We start from the raw sequence: 15,153 nt of genomic DNA on the forward strand, positions 1-15,153 counted from the left end.
CATGCGATGAAGGTCGATGGCGTTCGACTGCCAAGCGCTGCGCTCGACTACGAGTGGCACGTTCTGGATCACGACGACGAGGTGCACCGACTCGATCCGCGGCGTCCGGCTCTGGCCCTCTGCGGCCAACGATGGGTCGAGCCGTGGTGGGAAGCAGACTGGTCGCCGGACAACTATCCGCGGTGCAGCGGATGTCGGCGCATCAGATGCGCGCTGGACTACGAGTGGTTTGTTCTGGCGCACGACGACGTCGTCCATCAGTTGAATTCGAACAAGCCAGGACACGCACTGTGCGGTACCCCCCTGACGGCGCCTTGGTGGGAGGACGACTGGCGTCCGGCCAATTACCCGAGCTGTGACGCCTGTACTAGCAAGGCGCGACGCCTGAAGTCAGATGACGACGAGGCGCGCACTCCTGCGCTGTATGCGTCGCGACGAGTCGTTCGGCGGCTCCAGAACGCCAAGCCCATAACACCTGTGGTTCAGAAGAAGGCCAAGCGTCCCAAAGAGCTGACAACCGCCCAGCGCTGGCGCATGGCGGTCGAAGCCGACCGCCAGAGTTCGCGTTCCCAGCGGAGCGTCAGTATCAGGACTGTCAGCGGTGGACTGCCGAGCCTGGGCCGAAGACGTTGAAAGAGCGCGCGGAGCGCAGCTACCGGCTCTACACCGGATAGGTGTGGACCTCGGTGGCTTTGAGGGTGGTGTGGAGGGGTTGGCCGGGGGTGAGGTGGAGGTCGGCGACCGCGGCGGTGGTGATGTCGGCGAGGAGGTCGGCGGGGCCGGCGGGGGCCGCGTTCAGGCGGACGCGCACGGTGTGGGCGTGCTGCTCGATGCCGGTGACGACGGCGGGCCAGGTGTTGCGGGGGCTGCCGGACGGGTGCTCGGGGTACAAGCTGACGGCTGCGGGTGGGAAGGCCACGTGCACCGGACCGGTCGCCGGTTCGGCGAGGGTGATCATGCCGCCCTCTGTGAGGGTGACTGTGGTGCCGGATGCGTTGCCGCGGTAGAGGTTGAGGCCGACCAGTTGAGCTACGTAGTCGGTGCGCGGGCGATGGGCGACCTCGGTGGGCTTGCCTTCCTGGACGACCTGACCGTTCTCGATGATGATCAGGCGGTCGGCCAGGACCATGGCGTCCAGCGGGTCGTGCGTCACGAGCAGCGTGCGCCCTTCGAAGCGCCTAAGGTGCTGACCCAGTTCGGCGCGGACGTGCAGAGTCGTGCTCGCGTCCAGGGCGGCGAGCGGTTCGTCGAGCAAGAGGAGCTCAGGGTCCGTGGCCAGTGCTCGCGCCAGGGCGACCCGCTGAGCCTGGCCGCCGGACAGCGCGCGGGGACGAGTACGGGCGTACTGCGACAGGCCGACGGTGTCGAGCCAACGCGCAGCCTCCACCCGGGCGGTCTGTTTCTCGACACCGCGGGCGCGCAGTCCGAAGGCCACGTTCTCCAAGCAGCTCAAGTGGTTGAAGAGCAGATAGTCCTGGAACACGACCCCGATCGGCCGGCGGTCCGGCGTACGAAAGATGCCCGGCGGCTCGTCCCACACTGTGGAGTCCAGGGCGATACGGCCGCTGTCCAGCGCGAGCAGTCCGGCGATCGCACGCAGCGCTGTGGTCTTCCCAGCGCCGTTGGGCCCGAGCAGCGCGACGACCTCGCCCGGCTCGACCGTCAGGTCCAGCGCGAGACCGAAGGAGCCGCGGCGCACCCGTAGGTCGGCGTACAGGGTCACCGCAGTCCACCGATCCAGCGCTCGCGAAGAGAAGCCAGTACGACGACAGAAACGAGCAGGAGCACCAGACTCAGTACGACAGCCACGTCAGGGTCTGTCTCCAGCGCCAGGTACACGGCCAGCGGCATTGTGGTCGTACGGCCGGGGAAGTTGCCCGCGAACGTGATGGTGGCGCCGAACTCGCCCAGTGCGCGCGCCCAGCACAGAACCGTGCCGGCAACGATCCCTGGTGCGATCGAAGGAAGCGTGACGCGCCGGAAGGTGGTCCACCGTCCAGCACCGAGTGTTGCGGCTGCCTCCTCGTACCGCGGGTCGGCGGCACGCAGTGCGCCCTCGACGGAGATCACCAGGAACGGCATGGCCACGAACGCCTCGGCGACGACCACACCGGCGGTCGTGAACGGCAACGAGATGCCGAACCAGGCATCGAGGTGCTGACCGATCAGACCTCGCCGCCCGAGGACCAGCAGCAGCGCAACACCGCCGACCACTGGCGGCAGCACCAGTGGAACCGTCACCAACGCCCGGATCACGCTCCGGCCGGGCAGTCCGCCACGAGCGAGGAGCCATGCGAGCGGGACGCCCAGCAGCAAACACACAACAGTCGCAGCAGTCGCGCAGACCAATGACAGCCTCAGCGCCTGCCACACCTCAGCGCTGAACAGCTGCCCCGGCAGCGTCGACCAAGGGGCTTTGGCGAGCAGGCCGATCAACGGAACGACCAGGAACGCCAACCCGAGCAGTGCAGGCAGCAAGAGCACGAGAGGGACGCGCCCGCTCGTACTCCTGCTCCGACGACTCATGGCGCGTCGAAGCCCGCCGCGGTCAGCACGGCCTTGCCCTTGTCGGACAGCACATACTCCACGAAGGCCTTGGCCCCGTCCGGGTTCGGAGCCTCGGACAACGTGGCGATGGGGTACTCGTTGACGGCCTCCGCCGACTCCGGGAACTCGATGCCCTCGACCTTGTCCTTGGCGGACAGTACGTCGGTCTTGTACACGAGCGCCGCGTCGACCTCACCGAGACCGACCTTGGTGAGCGCCGCCTTCACGTCCTGCTCGAGGCTGTCGGGCTGTGCGGTGATCCCGACGGCCTTGAACACCTTCTCCGCAGCCGCTCCGCACGGGACCTGCGCGGCGCAGATCGCGATCTTCTTGTCCTTGTCCGCGAAGTCCTTGATCCCGGTGATCCCGCCCGGGTTGCCCTTCGGCACGGCGATCTCCAGCGTGTTCTTCACGAAGGTCGTCGGCGTGCCCTTGTCCTTCACGTCGTCCATGTTCTTCGGCGCCGCCGAGGCGAACACGTCCGCGGGCGCGCCCTCGTTGATCTGCTTCGCCAGCGCCGAGCTGCCCGCGAAGTTGAAGTGCACCTTCACGCCGGGGTGCGCGGCCTCGAAGTCCTTGCCGAGCTGGGTGAACGTGCCGGTCAGGGAAGCGGCGGCGAACACCTCGACGGTCCCGGACACCGTCGGCGTCGCCGAGTTGCCCGACGATGACGACGCGGCCGGAGTGTCCTCGCCGCACCCTGCCAGGGCGAGCGCGGCGACAGCGGCGAGGACGGCGAACGCGGTACGGCGGACCATCAGGCCTCCGGGATCTCGACGACGACATGGGTGGACTTGATGGAGGCGACGGCCACGACGCCGGGCTCCAGACCGAGCTCGTCCGCGGCCTCACGACTCATCAGCGAGACGACGCGGAAGGGCCCGGCCTGCATCTCGACCTGGGCCATCACGCCGTCCTTGAGAACCCGGGTGACGATGCCCCGCATCCGGTTCCGCGCCGAGGCCGCGGCCGTGTGACCCGGCTCCGGGGAGTCGGCCAGCTCCTGGGCGAACGCGGCGAGCGCCTGCCCGTCGACGGCCATCCGCCCGCTCGCCTGTTTCGACGCCAACCGGCCCTGCTCGATCCAGCGCCGCACCGTGTCGTCGCTGACGCCCAAGAGCGCGGCTGCCTCGCTGATCCGCAAATTCGGCACGAGAGAAAGCGTACCGCCGTAGATGCGGATTGATGCCAGCTTTTCCACAGTCAGAGAACGGTGACGGAAAGTAGCGGCGATTCCTCGTAAGTTAGAGGACATGAGCACATCGGCGATGCGGGACTACTTGGACGGGCCGCACAAGGCGGCGCGGGACGTCGTGCGGGCCGGCTTGGCCGCGCACGCCGACCTGGGTGAGCTGGCGGTGCGGCTGCCGCGCGACGAGTACCGGGACCGGATCCTGGACCTGTTGCTGGAGTCGGCCGCGGACGGGCTGCCCGGGCGCGGCTACCCGAAGGAGTACGGCGGAGAGGCGGACCTGGGCGGGTTCATCGCGGCCTTCGAGATGCTGGCCTTCGGTGACCTGTCGCTGATGGTCAAGGCCGGTGTGCAGTTCGGCCTGTTCGCCGGCGCGATCCTGCACCTCGGGACGAAGAGACATCACGAGCGATACCTGGCGGACGCGATCAGCGGGCGGCTGCTCGGCTGCTTCGCGATGACCGAGACCGGTCACGGGTCGAACGTGCAGGCCCTTGGGACGACGGCGACGTACGACGAGGCGACCGAGGAGTTCGTCGTGCACACGCCGACCGCGGCGGCGCGCAAGGACTACATCGGCAACGCGGCGCGCCATGGGCGGATGGCGGCCGTGTTCGCGCAGTTGGTCGTCGGCGGGCAGCGTCATGGGGTGCACTGCCTAATGGTGCCGATCCGGGGCGCGGACGGTTCGGCACTGCCGGGCGTGACGTTGTCGGACTGCGGTCCGAAGCTCGGGCTGAACGGCGTCGACAACGGGCGGATCGTCTTCGACCAGGTCCGCGTCCCGCGGGACGCCCTGCTCGACCGCTACGCCCAGGTCGATGCTGACAGCAACTACACCAGTGCGATCGAGAATCCGGACCGCCGGTTCTTCACGATGCTCGGCACGTTGGTGCAGGGCCGGGTCTCGGTCGGCGGCGCCGCGATCAACGCGAGCAAGGTCGCCCTGACGATCGCGATCAGGTATGCCGCGCAGCGGCGCCAGTTCGGCGCACCGGGAAGCGACGAGGAGGCGCTCCTGCTCGACTACCGGATGCATCAGCGCAGACTGCTGCCGCTGCTCGCGCGGACGTATGCGCTGCACTTCGCGCAGGCCGACCTGGTGGAGGAGTTCGTCCGGGTGTTCAGCGACGACCGGGACGAGCACGACCGGCGCGCCCTGGAGGCGCAGGCGGCCGGGACGAAGGCGCTCGGGACGTGGCATGCGACCGAGGCGATCCAGATGTGCCGGGAGGCCTGCGGCGGCGCGGGTTATCTGGCCGAGAACCGGTTGGCGACGCTGAAGGCGGACACCGATGTGTTCACCACCTTCGAGGGCGACAACACGGTCCTGCTGCAGCTGGTCGCGAAGGGCCTGTTGACGGACTACCGCGAGTCCTTCGGCAAGCTGGACCCATTAAGCACCGCGCGGTTCGTCGCCGCGCAGGCCGTGGAGATCGCAGTCGAGAAGGCGGCGCTGCGACCGTTGATCGAGCGGCTGCGCGACGCCGTACCGAATCGCAGCGACACCGCCGACCCCGACGCGGGGTTGCGCGACGACGCGTACCACTCGGGCCTGCTGCGGTTCCGGGAGGAGCACATGCTGTCCGGGGTGGCGCGGCGGTTGAAGGCGGGGATCGATGCGGGGGACGAGCCGTTCGACGTCTTCAACCGGTGCCAGGACCATGTGATCGCCGCCGGCCGCGCCCATGTGGACCGGGTCGTGCTCGAAGCGTTCCAGTCCGCGGTGCGGAATGCGCCGGACGAGATCCGGCCGCGCCTGCAGGAGCTGTACGACCTGCACGCGCTGGCCACGATCGAGGCGGAGCGTGCGTGGTATCTCGAGCACGGGCGGCTGTCGCCCGGCCGGTCGAAGGCGATCACCGCGCTGGTCAACGAGCTGTGCGCGGCCGTCCGGCCGGCGGCGGTGGAGCTCGTCGACGCGTTCGGAGTACCGGGCTCGGCAGTGGAGGTGCCCATGGTTGTACCGTCACAGCATGAGTGAGCCGATCGAACCCGCCTCGGCCGCCGAGGCCGCCCGTGAACTCGCCCGGGTGCTCCTGGAGCAGGCTGACGCTCTGGATCTGCACGACCTGCGGGCCACCGGCGCGATCGAGAACGTCCGGGTCCAGGCCCGGGCGCTCGCGGACGCCGTCCACGAACGAGGCTGGGGCGACATCTTCCTCGGGATCGACTCGTACGACCCCGACGAGCTGGACGACCTGCCGCTGGGACCGGACGACTTCGACGACCCGGCGGACTACCGGGAGATCGTCGAGGGCAGCCCGCTGGACGACCTCGAGGAGCTCGACGAGCCGCTGGTCCCGGAGAACGGGGTCCGGCTCAGCTACCAGGCGCGCTACGACTACGTGGTGACGGACCCGGACGCCTTCGTGCAGTACGTGCGCAGCCGCGCGGACGAGGCGCAGAACGACGAGGTCATCGACGACATCGAGGACGCGCAGTCGGCCTTCGAGCTGCTCTGCTACCTCGACGGGCTGGGCTCGAAGGAGTACGAGTCGTTCGGGCTCGTCCCGGGCGGCGGCGAGGAGTCGCACAAGGTCGTCCAGTTCTCCCTGTGGGACCTGGACCCGACGCGTCGCGACGACACCTACCCGTACTAGAAGGTCTGCACGCACCAGAAAGCTGCCCGCTGTACCGGTCCCCAGCAGCACCGGTACAGCAAGGCAGCCTCCAGAAAGAAACGCCGACCGTGCCGGGCGTTGGTCGCCACCTCACTGGCGACCAACACCCCACCGACACGGCCGGCGTCCTGCTGTTGCCCCGAGAGGGCAGTGGCCCGAAGGAGGGCGGACCCGCGTCTCATTCCGTGACCGGCAGGGGAGGTACAGTCCGGTCGCGGACGGGAGTGCTGCGGGAACCACCTGGACCTTGCGCCGGCGACCCGTCCGTCGCCGACAACTGAACGTTGTCACGGCGCCCGGCGTACCGGGAATCCTCGGGTTCAAACATTTGCATTGCCTTTGAAGTAAGCAACGCTCAGTAAAACTTCCTTCACTTTCCGTGCAGATGTTGCCTGCCGCAACAACTAACCAGTTGTCAAGACTCGTTGCTGGGCTGGACAAGCCGCCGGCCCGGCGAGTCGTCAGGCCAGTTCGAGCTCCGTGGCCGGGCGGGCAGGGACGTCACCGTACGTCGTGGTGCGCTGGCGCGCCGGGCGGCCGGCGGCGGTCGCCATCGCGGTCAGTTCGGCGATCGACTTGCGGCTGCCGTGCTTGGATCCGGCCATCCGGCTGATGGTCTCCTCCATCAGCGTGCCGCCGATGTCGTTGACGCCGCCGTTCAGGACGGCGACGCAGCCGTCGACGCCGAGCTTCACCCACGAGCACTGGATGTTGTCGATGCGGCCGTGCAGCATGATCCGCGCCATCGCGTGCACCGCGCGGTTCTCGTCGTACGTCGGGCCCGGCCGCGCCACGCCGGCCAGGTAGATCGGCGAGTTCTGGTGGATGAACGGCAGCAGGACGAACTCGGTGAAGCCGCCGGTCTCGTCCTGGACGGCGGCGATCGTGCGCAGGTGCTGGACCCAGTGGTGCGGCGCGTCGACGTGGCCGTACATCATCGTCGAGCTGGACGGCAGGCCGACCTTGTGCGCGGTGCTGATCACCTCGATCCAGCTTGCCGTCGGCAACTTTCCCTTGGTGAGGATCCAGCGGACGTCGTCGTCGAGGATCTCGGCCGCGGTGCCGGGGATGCTGTCCAGCCCGGCCTCCTTCACCGAGATCAGGAACTCCTCGATGGACAGACCGGTCCGCACCGAGCCGTTCACGATCTCCATCGGCGAGTAGGCGTGGACGTGCATGTCCGGCACCCGGTCCTTGACCGCGCGGACGAGATCGGCGTACGCCGTACCCGGCAGGTCCGGGTGGATACCGCCCTGCATGCAGACCTCGGTCGCGCCGATCACCCAGGCTTCCTCGGCGCGCTGGCCGACCTCGTCCATCGACAGCGAGTAGGCGTCGGCGTCGGTGCGTCGCTGCGCGAACGCGCAGAACCGGCAGCCGGTGTAGCAGACGTTGGTGAAGTTGATGTTCCGGTTCACGACATAGGTCACGTCGTCGCCGACCGTTGCCTTCCGCAAGTCGTCGGCGATCCGCGCGAGCTGGTCCAGCGCCGGCCCGGTCACAGTCATCAACGTCAACGCCTGCGCATCCGACAACCCCGCCGGGTCACGCTCAGCAGCGGCCAAGGCCGCCTTCACATCGGCAGCGATCCGCTCAGGTGCGGTCGAGCCAGGCACCTCGCCGATGCCTGGCGTGGTTGCCGGCGCTTCGGCGGCGCGGCGTTCGGCGACCTGTTCGCGGAGGACGTCCCAGTCGCCGTAGGCGGCGTCGAAGTCGGAGCGGGTCTCCGTGCGCCGGCCCTCGGTGTCGATCGCGGTGTGCAGGTCGGTGCGGCCGACGCTGTCCCACCCGCCGTCGGGCTCCTGCCACGGGAGACCAGCCGGCTTCGCGTCCTCGTTCGCCAGACCGGTGGCCGGGTCGACGAGCGCCTCGACGTGCGAGATCAGCCGCGGATCGAGCCAGGGCTCCCGCAGGTACTCCGGATGCGCGGTGAGCCGCTCGCGCAGCACGAACCCGGCATCGGCGGTCACCTTCGCGAGGTCGTCGATCTGCGGCCACGGCCGCTCCGGGTTCACGTGGTCGGGCGTCAGCGGCGAGACCCCGCCGAAGTCGTCAACACCCGCGTCCAGCAGCGCCCGGCACTCCGCCAGATCGACCAGGTTCGGCGGCGCCTGGACGCGAACCCGCGGCCCGAGCACGATCCGCGTCGCGGCGATCGCGGCCAGCCACTCGTCCAGCGGTACGTCGGCGTCGTTGCGCATCGCGGTGTCCGGCTTCACCCGGAAACCCTGGATGATCACTTCCTGGATGCCGTTGTACTGCCTGGCGATTTTCCGCAGCGCGAAGATCGAGTCGGAACGTTCCGTCAACGTTTCCCCGATGCCGATCAGCAGCCCGGTCGTGAACGGCACGTTCGAGCGCCCGGCGTCCTCGAGCACCCGGAGCCGGACCGCCGGGTCCTTGTCCGGCGATCCGAAGTGCGGCTGGCCCTTCTCCTCGAACAGCCGCCGTGACGTGGTCTCCAGCATCATCCCCATGCTCGGCGCGACCGGCTTCAACCGCTGCAGGTCCTGCCACGACATCACGCCCGGGTTCAGGTGCGGCAGCAGGCCGGTCTCCTCGAGGACCCGGATCGCCATCGCCCGGACGTAGTCGAGCGTGCTGTCGTACCCGGCCTCGTCGAGCCACGTCCGCGCCGCGTCCCACCGTTCTTCCGGTGCGTCGCCGAGCGTGAACAGCGCTTCCTTGCAGCCCAGTGCGGCACCCTGCCGCGCGATTTCCAGCACCTCGTCCGGCGACAGGTACGGCGCGTGCACCCGGCCGGGCGTGGTCGCGAACGTGCAGTAGTGACAGCGATCCCGGCACAGCCGCGTCAGCGGGATGAAGACCTTCTTCGAGAACGTGATGATCCCGGGCCGGCCGGCATCGGCCAGGCCCTGGTCGCGGACCCGGGCCGCGGTCGCCATCAGCGCGGTCAGTGCGTCACCGCTCGCGCCGAGCAGCACCTCCACCTCCGCCGGGTCGAGGGTCTTGCCGTCATCCGCGCGCTTCAGCGCGCGCCGCATCGCTGTCGTCAGTTCTGAGGGGGCCACGAGATCCGAGCCTAAGTCGCGGAAAACGCTGGATCCCGCGATTCCGGAGAGCAAAATCAATCCGTACGAACGTCCTGATAGTTTGCTGTTCGTGCAGGTCAGGCGGGGTGTCGACGGGCGCCGGGTGCGCGGTGAGCAGCGCCGCGGCGAGCTGCTCGCGGCGACGCTGACCGTGATCGAACGCGACGGAGTCGCAGGTGTGAGCCATCGCGCGGTGGCCGCCGTGGCGGACGTGTCGATTGCGTCGATCACCTATCACTTTCCGACACTGGACGACCTGCTGGTCGCCGCGTTGCAGTCGGCCGCCGAGGACCTCGCCGCCGAGCTGCACGGCCGCGGGAGCGAGCTGGGCGCGCGGCCGGCCGACGAGCTGGCCAGGCTGATCGAGCACAGCGTCGTACGGCGCCGTGGGCGGACTCTGGCGCTGTACGAGCTGTACCTGTTCGCGGCCCGGCGGCCGGATCTGCGGGAGACGGCCGGGGCGTGGTTGGAGCCGCTGACGGAAATCGCCCGCGCCTTCACGGCGGATCCGCAAAAGGCGAGACTCCTGGTGGCCGCGCTCGACGGTCTGCTGATGCAGGCCCTGATCGGTGCCCGCGACCTGGACCAGGCGGACGTCGCCGCGTTATTGGAGGTGCTGAGGTAGCCGGTGCCGAGTAGGGTCGCGAAGGAACTCGCCATCAGGGAGGTCCCTCGGTGTCAGAGCCACCAGTGCAGCCCTTGTTCGCGTCCGCGGTCCGCGCCGCCCGGAAACTGCAGGAACTCGGCGATCCGCTACCCGCCGACGCTGTCACCCAACTGTCCAAGCTCGAGAGCAGTTCGCTGAGCGAGGCCGAGCGCCGCAGCCAGCTCGAGACCCTACTGCGGCCGTTCGTCCTGGTGGACGTGTCGATCGACGAGCAGGGCATGGCGCTGAGCACGCCCGGTGCCGCGCCGCCACGCCTGGTCCAGCACGGCTGGCGGAGTTTCCTCGTACGGGTGGCGAATCCGCACCGCATCGAGGCTGAGCTGGCGACGTGGGACGGCGGCACGTACGGACTGATCGACCACCAGAGCCACTCGGCCCGGATCGCGCTGCACGACACGTTGACGGTCGTCCCGCGGATCAAGCACGCGTGGCTGGACACGAAGCTCGCCGCGCCCGGTGAACTGTCCGGCCTCGAGGTCGAGTACAAGGTCATCAGCCTCTACGCCCGCGACGACGGTGTTCGGTCGGGTGGAGTGATGCTGTTCGCGGCGGACGAGCACAACCACAGGAGTCTGAGCCGGTCGCCGCTGCGAATCGCCGGTCAGCGGACGGGCTTCGAGGTGCGCGAGTACGGCGCTTCGTTCGAGTTCGACTGCGCGCCGGCGCGAGAGATCCAGCTCGACATCCGCGAGCCCGACGGCCGCAGCTGTATGGCCGCGATCACCATCCAGGACGGGCAAGGTCGCTCGTACCCGTCGAAGGCGATGCGTCTGGCGCCGGACATGTTCTTCCACGAACACGTTTACCGGGCGACCGGCGAGGTGGTCCGGCTGCCCGAAGGCAAGTACCGGGTTTCCGCGATCCGCGGGCCCGAGTACCGGCCGGTGCTGCTGGACACCGAGGTCGGCACGGAAACAGACAGCATTCCGATCACACTCGACCGCTGGGTCGATCCGGCGAGCCGCGGGTACTACTCCGGCGACCCGCACATCCATGCCGGCGGATGCTCGCACTACAACGTCCCCAGCGAAGGCGTCACGCCCGAGACGATGATCCGGCATGTCCGCGGCGAAGGACTGTGGCTCGGCAGCGTGCTCACCTGGGCGCCGTGCTACTACCACCAGAAGCAGTTCTTCAGCGGTGAGTCGATCAGCCCGGCGGCCGATCTGGAGTACCCGGAGATGCAAGCCGCACAGGGCATGACGTGGACGCCCAGGCCGACGGACCGCGACGGCGAGAGCGCCCTGCGGTACGACGTCGAGGTATCAGGCTTTCCGTCCAGCCATTCCGGTCACGTGATCCTGCTCGGGCTGTCCGACCAGGACTACCCAGAGACGTCGCTGATCGAGGATTGGCCGTCGTGGAACCTGCCCGTCATGCGCTGGGGCAAGGCGCAGAACGCCCTGGTCGGGTACGCGCACTGCGGGCTCGGTCTGGCGGTCGGCACCGAAGAGCTGCCCAACTACGTCGTGCCGTCGTTCCAGAGCATCGGCTCGAACGAGATCGTCGTCGACGTACCGCTCGGGGCCGCCGACTTCCAGTGCGGCGCCGAGTTCGCGCCCGCGTCCGAGCTGAACATCTGGTACCACCTGCTGAGCGTCGGCTATCGCACGTTGATGCTCGGCGAGACCGACTACCCGTGCATCTACGACGAGGGCCCCGGAGTCGGCCGCACGTATGTGCGACTGACCGATCCGCCGTCGGGCCCGCAGGCGATCGAGGCCTGGATCGCCGGACTCCGCGAGAAAGCGTCCTACTTCGGTGACGGCCGCAGTCACGTCTTCGATCTGGTGGTCGACGGTGACGTCGGTCGCGAGCATCCGCTGGACGCGCCCGGGCAGGTGCGGGTCAGCGCGACCGTGGCCGCCTGGCTGCCCGAGCAGCCGCCGCCACCGCCGGCGGGGCGTCCGGCGTACAGCGCGCCGGTCGGCTGGCACCTCGAGCGCGCCCGGATCGGTACGTCGCGCTCGGTCGTCGTCGAGCTGGTGGTGAACGGCTTCGCGGTGGCGTCCCAGGAAGTGGTTGCCGACGGCACCGAGCAGGAGGTCGCCTTCGACGTGACGGTGGAACGCTCGTCCTGGCTGGCGTTGCGGATCCTGCGGAGCGTGCACACCCAGCCGGTCTTCCTCGAGGTCGGCGGCCAGCCGGTCCGGGCGTCACGCCGCAGCGCGCAGTGGCTGCACGACTGCGTCGACCAGCTGTGGAAGGCGAAGTCCGGGTTCATTCGGGAGAGCGAGCGGGACGCGGCGCGGCAGGCGTACGACGAGGCGCAGGCCGTCTACCTGTCACGGCTCGAGGAATGCGAGGTCGACTGATGACTCACCACGCACCTGCAATCGGGTGTTGCGGGCCGGTGGAGACCAACGCGCCGATCGCGGTCACGATCAATCCGGAGGCGCGGGTGAATGTTGCCCGCAGCGGCGCGCCGATCGGCACCTTGACGCCGGGTGAGTGGCACCCGATCGCCGTGACGGTCGTCAATGACGGCTTCGTCACCGGGCCGTTGGTTGTCGAGTCCGAACCGGTCAGCGGGCTCCAGCTCGAGGTGCCGGCACACGAGCTGACCGGGGAGCATCGACAAGAAACCGTGTTCCGGGTTCGGCTCGACGCGCCGACCGTGGTCGACGTGACACTGACCTTCCGGGCTCTCGGCGCGCTCGGCGGCCTGGCCAACCACAGCACCGTCGATCTGCTGCTGTCGGCCAGGTAGCGCCCGAGCTACCCGAGGTCGGGTGCTGGAGCCCGGGCGCGGCGGCGTCCGGGCCGGTTGGCTGGGTGCATGCTGAGGTTGTCTGTCGGGGCATTGCGGACCAGGTGGCAGCTGTTCGCCGGTGCGGTGGTCGCTGTCGCGCTCGGGGTCGGCTTGGTGCTGTCCGGGCTGCAGATGCTGGCTGCGACGGATCGGCCGGTGCTGCCCGCGGGGTTGTCGGCGTTCGAGCGGGCGAAGGTTCGCGAAGGGTACGTCGGAGCCGCGACGCTGCTCGGAATGTCGGTGATGCTGGCCGTTTTCCTGAGCGTTTTCATCGTGAGCACGACGTTCGGGTTCATGACCGTGCAACGGCGGCGCGAGTTCGGGCTGTTGCGGCTGGTCGGGGCGCAGCGCGGATACCTCTGTCTCATGGTCGTGACCGAGGCCGGCCTGCTCGGGGCCGTCGGCAGCGTGGCCGGGGTGCCGGTGGGGGTGCTGGCGACCTGGGCGCAGTCGTGGTTGCTCGTCCGGCTGGGGATGTTGCCGGAGTGGTTCGAGGCGCCCTGGGATCAGGGCCCGATGTGGGCGGCGATGATCGTCGGCGTCGGCACCGCGCTGGCCGGCGTGCTCGCCGCGGCCTGGCGGGCGTCGCGGTTCAACGCACTCGAGGCGATCGTCGAGGGACAGGCCGCGCGGCGGGTGATGACGCGATGGCGGTGGTTCTGGGGGTTGTCGGCCGCGTCCGGCACGGTGCTGCTGATGATCGCGGCGCAGGCGGCGCGGGATCTCGTGGCCGGACTGATGATCGGGCTGGTGGTGATGATCAGCGGGGCCGTGGCGCTGAGCCAGTTGAGCCCGGTCGTGGTCCCGCTGGCCGGCCGGCTGCCCGCGATGGTTGTCCGAGGCAACGTGATCGCCGACCTCGCGCGGGCCGGCGTGCTGCACGCCGTACGGCGGAGCGCGGCGACCGCGGCGCCGCTGATCGTGCTCGTCGGACTGGTCGTCGGGCTGTGGGGCACGTTCGGGTCGCTGGCGAAGGCGGTTGGGGTCGAGCAGCAGCGGTTGATCACGGCCGATGTCGTCGCGGATCACGCGGTGCCGCCGGGGCCTGGGATCACGGCCGCCTCGGTGCAGACCGCCGTACCGATCGCCGTCACACGTTTTCGGAAAACGGTGTACTCCGAGGCGATCGGGATCGACCCGGTGGCGTACCAGCAAACCCACGAACTGCGGCCGCGGAAGGGATCGCTGGACCGGCTGGCCGGACGGACGATCGCGATCGGGCCCGGAATGGCGGCCGAGGGCTACAAGCTGGGATCGACCCTCAAGGTTGCGCTGGGCAACAGAACGGTCGCGGTGAAGGTCGTCGCGATCATGCCCGAGACGCTCGACGTGAGCGAGAACTTCTTCATCCCGCGGGGGCTGCTGCCGGCCGGCGGCCGGACCGAGACCCTGGTGAAGCTCGCACCTGGCGCCATGATGGACGGCCAGACCGTCGAGCAATGGGCGCAGGCGCGCGGTGAGGCGCAGCAGCGGAGCAACTCCGGGCTGTTCGCCGCGCTCATGGGGCTGGCGGGGATCTTCACCGCGGTCGCGGTCGTCAACGCCGTGGTGATGTCGACGGCCGACCGGCGGCAGGAGTTCAGGTTGTCGCGGCTGGCCGGGCTGACACGAGGGCAGGTCGTGACGGTGGCCCTGGTGGAGTCGGTGACAGTCGTGGTGGTCGGCGTACTGCTTGGATCATTGGTCGCCGCGGCGGCACTCGCGGGGATCGCCGCAGGGCCTTACGGCCTGGCAGCGTTGGTGATTCCGTGGCAGTTGCTCGGCCTGATCTTCGTGTCGGCGTTGGCCGTTGTCGGGATCGCGGCAGCGCTCACTGCCTATCGCGCGACGTCTCGCCGGCTCGGCACATACTGAGCACGACGACATGGTGGAACGGGCGGATCAGGTTGTAGTAGAACCGCCCCGTGGGGCGCAGGAACTGCACCAGGGTGACGACCTTGAACGTGGCCGGCCGCTCGTTGTCGGTGATGAACGCGAGGTACCCGATCAGGTGGTTGTCGGTGACCTTCAGCAGCAGGTAGTGGTCTTCCTCGCCGCGCACGACGGTGAAGAACGCGTCTTTCTCGCCCGGCGTGAAACTCACAGTCTCGGGCCGCAGCCGTCGCGTGTCCGGGATCCCCGTCGTCTCGAGGCGAAGCACTGCCGCGACGGCCATCCGGACGGCGAACAGCCCCTTGATCCACAGCGGGCTGTGCCCCAGCGAGCCGGCGACGAACTCCCGCAGCGTGACGTCGCCGTGCGCCGTCTTCACGTCGATCTCGTCCACGACCGGCACCAGGTCGTCGAGTTCGTGCAGGGTGGTCGGCATGTGCACTCCT

13 protein-coding genes are annotated in these 15,153 nt (G+C 69.0%); 7 read left to right on the forward strand and 6 right to left on the reverse strand.

The genetic code is table 11. The features are described 5' to 3' along the window. The first annotated feature begins 6 nt into the window (after window positions 1–6). Window positions 7–633: a hypothetical protein gene (locus ACWEOO_RS16410; RefSeq protein WP_452143664.1), complete on the forward strand. Its 627-nt coding sequence runs from the start codon at window positions 7–9 to the stop codon at window positions 631–633. 28 nt (window positions 634–661) lie between these two features. Here ACWEOO_RS16410 and ACWEOO_RS16415 read toward each other — a convergent pair whose 3' ends face one another. Genes ACWEOO_RS16415 through ACWEOO_RS16430 form a run of 4 tightly spaced genes read right to left on the reverse strand, consistent with a single transcriptional unit; the run spans window position 662 to window position 3,700 of the window. Further along, window positions 662–1,723 (reverse strand): ABC transporter ATP-binding protein, encoded by a 1,062-nt coding sequence (locus ACWEOO_RS16415; protein WP_452143665.1) that lies wholly within the window; start codon window positions 1,721–1,723, stop codon window positions 662–664. After that, complete coding sequence (modB, locus tag ACWEOO_RS16420) at window positions 1,720–2,526, reverse strand: molybdate ABC transporter permease subunit (RefSeq protein WP_452143666.1); 807 nt, start codon at window positions 2,524–2,526, stop codon at window positions 1,720–1,722. The genes ACWEOO_RS16415 and modB overlap by 4 nt, the downstream gene beginning before the upstream one ends. Beyond that, window positions 2,523–3,305, reverse strand: a complete 783-nt coding sequence (gene modA, locus ACWEOO_RS16425; protein ID WP_452143667.1) for a molybdate ABC transporter substrate-binding protein — start codon at window positions 3,303–3,305, stop codon at window positions 2,523–2,525. Before modA ends, modB begins: the two co-directional genes overlap by 4 nt. Next, on the reverse strand, window positions 3,305–3,700 hold the full coding sequence (locus tag ACWEOO_RS16430) for a TOBE domain-containing protein (protein WP_359931786.1): 396 nt from the start codon (window positions 3,698–3,700) through the stop codon (window positions 3,305–3,307). The genes modA and ACWEOO_RS16430 overlap by 1 nt, the downstream gene beginning before the upstream one ends. Before the next feature lie 100 nt (window positions 3,701–3,800). On the opposite strand from ACWEOO_RS16430, the gene ACWEOO_RS16435 reads away from it, so the two are divergent. Next, window positions 3,801–5,723, forward strand: a complete 1,923-nt coding sequence (locus ACWEOO_RS16435; protein ID WP_452143668.1) for an acyl-CoA dehydrogenase family protein — start codon at window positions 3,801–3,803, stop codon at window positions 5,721–5,723. Further along, complete coding sequence (locus ACWEOO_RS16440; RefSeq protein ID WP_452143669.1) at window positions 5,716–6,342, forward strand: hypothetical protein; 627 nt, start codon at window positions 5,716–5,718, stop codon at window positions 6,340–6,342. Before ACWEOO_RS16435 ends, ACWEOO_RS16440 begins: the two co-directional genes overlap by 8 nt. 482 nt (window positions 6,343–6,824) lie before the next feature. On the opposite strand, the gene ACWEOO_RS16445 is transcribed toward ACWEOO_RS16440, so the two are convergent. Then, window positions 6,825–9,368, reverse strand: a complete 2,544-nt coding sequence (locus ACWEOO_RS16445; RefSeq protein WP_452143771.1) for a bifunctional FO biosynthesis protein CofGH — start codon at window positions 9,366–9,368, stop codon at window positions 6,825–6,827. A 118-nt stretch (window positions 9,369–9,486) separates the two neighbouring features. Between ACWEOO_RS16445 and ACWEOO_RS16450 the strand changes: the two genes are divergently transcribed. The 4 genes from ACWEOO_RS16450 (at window position 9,487) to ACWEOO_RS16465 (ending at window position 14,689) form a co-directional block, all read left to right on the forward strand. After that, the gene (locus ACWEOO_RS16450; RefSeq protein WP_363712481.1) at window positions 9,487–10,041 is read left to right on the forward strand and encodes a TetR/AcrR family transcriptional regulator; all 555 of its coding nucleotides are present in this window, start codon (window positions 9,487–9,489) and stop codon (window positions 10,039–10,041) included. A gap of 50 nt (window positions 10,042–10,091) precedes the next feature. Next, on the forward strand, window positions 10,092–12,398 hold the full coding sequence (locus ACWEOO_RS16455) for a CehA/McbA family metallohydrolase (protein ID WP_452143670.1): 2,307 nt from the start codon (window positions 10,092–10,094) through the stop codon (window positions 12,396–12,398). A gap of 38 nt (window positions 12,399–12,436) precedes the next feature. Continuing rightward, window positions 12,437–12,793 (forward strand): hypothetical protein, encoded by a 357-nt coding sequence (locus tag ACWEOO_RS16460; protein ID WP_359931810.1) that lies wholly within the window; start codon window positions 12,437–12,439, stop codon window positions 12,791–12,793. Between the two features lie 69 nt (window positions 12,794–12,862). Next, window positions 12,863–14,689, forward strand: a complete 1,827-nt coding sequence (locus ACWEOO_RS16465; protein ID WP_452143671.1) for an ABC transporter permease — start codon at window positions 12,863–12,865, stop codon at window positions 14,687–14,689. On the opposite strand, the gene ACWEOO_RS16470 is transcribed toward ACWEOO_RS16465, so the two are convergent. Then, a complete protein-coding gene (locus ACWEOO_RS16470) occupies window positions 14,646–15,143 on the reverse strand; it encodes a DUF2867 domain-containing protein (RefSeq protein ID WP_452143672.1) in 498 nt (165 codons plus the stop codon). The two genes, ACWEOO_RS16465 and ACWEOO_RS16470, sit on opposite strands and share 44 nt — an antisense overlap. Between the last annotated feature and the right edge of the window lie 10 nt (window positions 15,144–15,153).

It is taken from the genome of Kribbella sp. NPDC004138 (assembly GCF_053603655.1).

Bases quoted from the DNA above. Each gene is read 5' to 3' on its own strand.
- ACWEOO_RS16410 (WP_452143664.1), top strand. From the start codon at position 7: ATGAAGGTCGATGGCGTTCGACTGCCAAGCGCTGCGCTCGACTACGAG.
- modB (WP_452143666.1), bottom strand. From the start codon at position 2,526: ATGAGTCGTCGGAGCAGGAGTACGAGCGGGCGCGTCCCTCTCGTGCTC.
- modA (WP_452143667.1), bottom strand. From the start codon at position 3,305: ATGGTCCGCCGTACCGCGTTCGCCGTCCTCGCCGCTGTCGCCGCGCTC.
- ACWEOO_RS16435 (WP_452143668.1), top strand. From the start codon at position 3,801: ATGAGCACATCGGCGATGCGGGACTACTTGGACGGGCCGCACAAGGCG.
- ACWEOO_RS16440 (WP_452143669.1), top strand. From the start codon at position 5,716: ATGAGTGAGCCGATCGAACCCGCCTCGGCCGCCGAGGCCGCCCGTGAA.
- ACWEOO_RS16445 (WP_452143771.1), bottom strand. From the start codon at position 9,368: ATGCGGCGCGCGCTGAAGCGCGCGGATGACGGCAAGACCCTCGACCCG.
- ACWEOO_RS16465 (WP_452143671.1), top strand. From the start codon at position 12,863: ATGCTGAGGTTGTCTGTCGGGGCATTGCGGACCAGGTGGCAGCTGTTC.
- ACWEOO_RS16470 (WP_452143672.1), bottom strand. From the start codon at position 15,143: ATGCCGACCACCCTGCACGAACTCGACGACCTGGTGCCGGTCGTGGAC.